Raw genomic sequence first — 2,913 nt, forward strand, 5'->3', positions numbered from 1 at the left:
ACCTCCAGCCGCAGGAGCAGACGCTGCGCGTCGATGGTGACGGTATCGCCCTCCTCTACGAGCGCGATGGTGCCGCCGACAAAGGCCTCCGGGGCGACATGGCCGACCACCATGCCCCAGGTGCCGCCGGAAAAGCGGCCATCGGTGATGAGGCCGACGCTTTCGCCCAGCCCCCGCCCGACCAGCGCCGAGGTGGGCGCCAGCATTTCGGGCATGCCGGGGCCGCCCTTGGGACCGAGATAGCGCAGCACCACCACGTCGCCGGGCCGGATGCGGTCGGCCAATATGGCCTCCATGGCCGAGGGCTCGTCGTCAAAGACGCGAGCCGGGCCGGTGATGACCGGGCTCTTGAGGCCGGTGATCTTGGCGACGGCGCCCTGCTCGGCCAGATTGCCCTTGAGAATGGCCAGATGCCCCTCGCGATAAAGGGGCCTGTCCATGGGCATGATGACGTCCTGATCGGGGCGCGGCGCGTCGGGCACGTCCGCCAGCTCCTCGGCCAGGGTGCGGCCGGTGATGGTGAGGCAGTCGCCATGCAGCAGGCCGGCCTTGAGCAGCATCTTGAGCACCTGCGGCACCCCGCCGGCCTGATGCAGATCGACCGCCATATACTTGCCCGAGGGCTTGAGGTCGCACAGCACGGGCACCTTGCGGCGGACGCGCTCGAAATCGTCCAGCGTCCAGTCCACCCCGGCGGCGCGGGCAATGGCCAGATAATGCAGCACCGCATTGGTGGAGCCGCCCACGGCCATGATGAGCGCCACCGCGTTCTCGATGGATTTTTTGGTGACGATGTCGCGCGGCTTGAGATCCATTTTCACCGCCTCGACCAGGGCGCGGCCCGATTGAGCGGCGCTGTCGCATTTTTCGCCGTCGGGGCTGGCCATGGTGGAGGAATAGAGCAGCGACATGCCCAGCGCCTCGAAGGAGGAGCTCATGGTGTTGGCGGTATACATGCCGCCGCAGGAACCGTTGCAAGGGCAGGCGTTCTGCTCGATGCCCTCGAAATCCTCCTCGCTCATGGTGCCGGCCATATAGGCGCCCACGGCCTCGAAGGCGGAAACGATGGACAGGTCCTGCCCCTTCCAGTGACCCGGCTTGATGGTGCCGCCATAGACGAACATGGCCGGGGCATTGGCACGCAAGATGCCGATCATGGCGCCGGGCATGTTCTTGTCGCAGCCGCCAATGGCCAGCACGCCATCCATCCACTGGCCCTGCACGCAGGTCTCGATGCAGTCGGCGATCACTTCGCGCGAGACCAGGGAGTATTTCATCCCCTCCGTGCCCATGGACATGCCATCGGAAATGGTGGGCGTGCCGAACATCTGCGGATTGGCCCCGGCCGCCTTGATGGCCGCGGTGGCAGCATCGGCCAGCGGCTGGATGCCGGCATTGCAGGGGGTGATGGTGGACTGGCTGTTGGCGATGCCGATCATCGGCTTGTCGAAATCGGCCTTCTCATAGCCCAGGGCGTAATACATGGCGCGGTTGGGCGAGCGGGCGACGCCCTGGGTGATGTGGCGGGAGCGGGCATTGTAGGGCATGGCGGAACCTCAGGCCTGGGACGTATCGAAATGCGGCCCGCGCCTGACGCCTGGGCCGGGCAGCGGCAAGGCGAAATCGTACGCCCCGCCCAGCAGATCGGCCAGAGTATAACGGTCGAGCGTGTTGACGAAGGCGTTGAGCGCCTCGTTGAGAATATTGGGCAGGCGGCAGAAGCGGGAAATCGCGCAGCAATTGCTGGGATTGAAGCATTCCACCAGGGCGAAATCGGGCTCGGTGGCGCGGATGACGGCGCCCAGATTGATGCTCCCGGCCGGCCGGGCCAGGGTGAACCCGCCCGAACGACCGCGCACCCCGCGCAGATAGCCGGCCTTGATGAGCAGATTGACCACCTTCATCAGATGGGCGCGGGAGATGTCGTAGGCCCGGGCGGTCTCATCGATGGTGATGAGGCGCTCGCCGCGGGCGCCGGCATACATGAGCACGCGCAGCGCGTAGTCGGAGAAGGTGGTCAGCTGCATCAGGAATCTCCGGCCCGCATGGCTGCAACCGCCAGCCAGTCGCGCAGCAGGCCCTTGTCCTCCTTGGCGAAACGCGCCCGGTGCTTGAGGTTTTCGAAGTTGTCGCCGGGATGGGTGCGGGCGAAATCCTCCGCCACCAGGGATTCGTAGAGCGCCCAGGTTTCCGGGTCGGCCGGGCCGATGGGCTGAGTCAGGCCATTGGGCGCGATGGTCAGCGGTGCATCCATTTTCGTCCCCTTTTCCGACGCCTGTTTGATGTCCATTGAATAGGCGCTAAAAGATACATTGACAATACATCTTTTAGGGTGAAGTTTGGCCCGCAGTTGCGCCGGCAGGGTCCGGCGCGGCGACGAACATGCCCCGGAAAGTTCGTGATTACCCCATGGAGACCATTGTGACCGACACATCCGCAAATGCCGAAACCATCGATGTCCGCATGCTCGTTCCGGCGCAGCGCCACGCCAAAATCTTCGAGCTGGTGGCGGCCCTGACCCCCGGCGGCGCCTTCGTTCTGGTCAACGACCACGATCCCAAGCCGCTCTATTACCAGCTCGAGGCCGAATATCCCGGACAGTTCTCCTGGACCTATCTGGAAGCGGGCCCGCAGGTGTGGCGCGTCGAGATCGGCAAGAAAGCCAAGGCCGCCTGAGGGCGTTCGTGGCGCCGCCCCCGCCGGCGCCACCCTTTGGGGAGCCCATGCAATGACAGGCGTTTCTCTTTCGCGCTGGACCATGGCCTATTTCGGCGCGGCGCTGCTGGCGCTGCTGGCCGGGGAGGGGCTTCTCGCCGCCGGCTTCGGCTATCCCGCCATGCCGGTGGAAGCGCCCGAAACGCTGGCGCTGGTGCATCTGTTCACCATCGGCTGGCTGAGCCTGCTGCTCTGCGG

At 65.6% G+C, this 2,913-nt stretch carries 4 protein-coding genes and 1 pseudogene; 2 read left to right on the forward strand and 3 right to left on the reverse strand.

Features of this window, described 5'->3' with window-relative positions; all coding sequences use genetic code 11:
* The 3 genes from ilvD to VDP82_RS16530 all read right to left on the reverse strand — a co-directional run.
* Positions 1-1,547: dihydroxy-acid dehydratase (gene ilvD / locus VDP82_RS16520; protein WP_323015924.1), on the reverse strand; the 1,547-nt coding region annotated here is incomplete at its 3' end.
* A gap of 9 nt (positions 1,548-1,556) precedes the next feature.
* On the reverse strand, positions 1,557-2,027 hold the full coding sequence (locus VDP82_RS16525; RefSeq protein WP_323015925.1) for an Rrf2 family transcriptional regulator: 471 nt from the start codon (positions 2,025-2,027) through the stop codon (positions 1,557-1,559).
* The gene (locus VDP82_RS16530) at positions 2,027-2,254 is read right to left on the reverse strand and encodes a hypothetical protein (RefSeq protein WP_323015926.1); all 228 of its coding nucleotides are present in this window, start codon (positions 2,252-2,254) and stop codon (positions 2,027-2,029) included. Before VDP82_RS16530 ends, VDP82_RS16525 begins: the two co-directional genes overlap by 1 nt.
* A 155-nt stretch (positions 2,255-2,409) precedes the next feature.
* Here VDP82_RS16530 and VDP82_RS16535 point away from each other — a divergent pair, with 155 nt between their 5' ends.
* Together VDP82_RS16535 and VDP82_RS16540 are read left to right on the forward strand one after the other, a co-directional pair.
* Positions 2,410-2,676, forward strand: coding sequence for a DUF2249 domain-containing protein (locus tag VDP82_RS16535; protein ID WP_416347135.1), 267 nt, complete (start codon positions 2,410-2,412; stop codon positions 2,674-2,676).
* A gap of 52 nt (positions 2,677-2,728) precedes the next feature.
* Positions 2,729-2,913: pseudogene (locus tag VDP82_RS16540) on the forward strand (hypothetical protein); the annotation flags it as partial.

Origin of the sequence: Devosia sp. (assembly GCF_034675085.1) — a bacterium.
Lineage (GTDB): Bacteria > Pseudomonadota > Alphaproteobacteria > Rhizobiales > Devosiaceae > Devosia.

Coding starts and splice junctions, on each gene's coding strand:
- VDP82_RS16525 (WP_323015925.1), bottom strand. CDS start 2,027: ATGCAGCTGACCACCTTCTCCGACTACGCGCTGCGCGTGCTCATGTAT.
- VDP82_RS16530 (WP_323015926.1), bottom strand. CDS start 2,254: ATGGATGCACCGCTGACCATCGCGCCCAATGGCCTGACTCAGCCCATC.
- VDP82_RS16535 (WP_416347135.1), top strand. CDS start 2,410: ATGGAGACCATTGTGACCGACACATCCGCAAATGCCGAAACCATCGAT.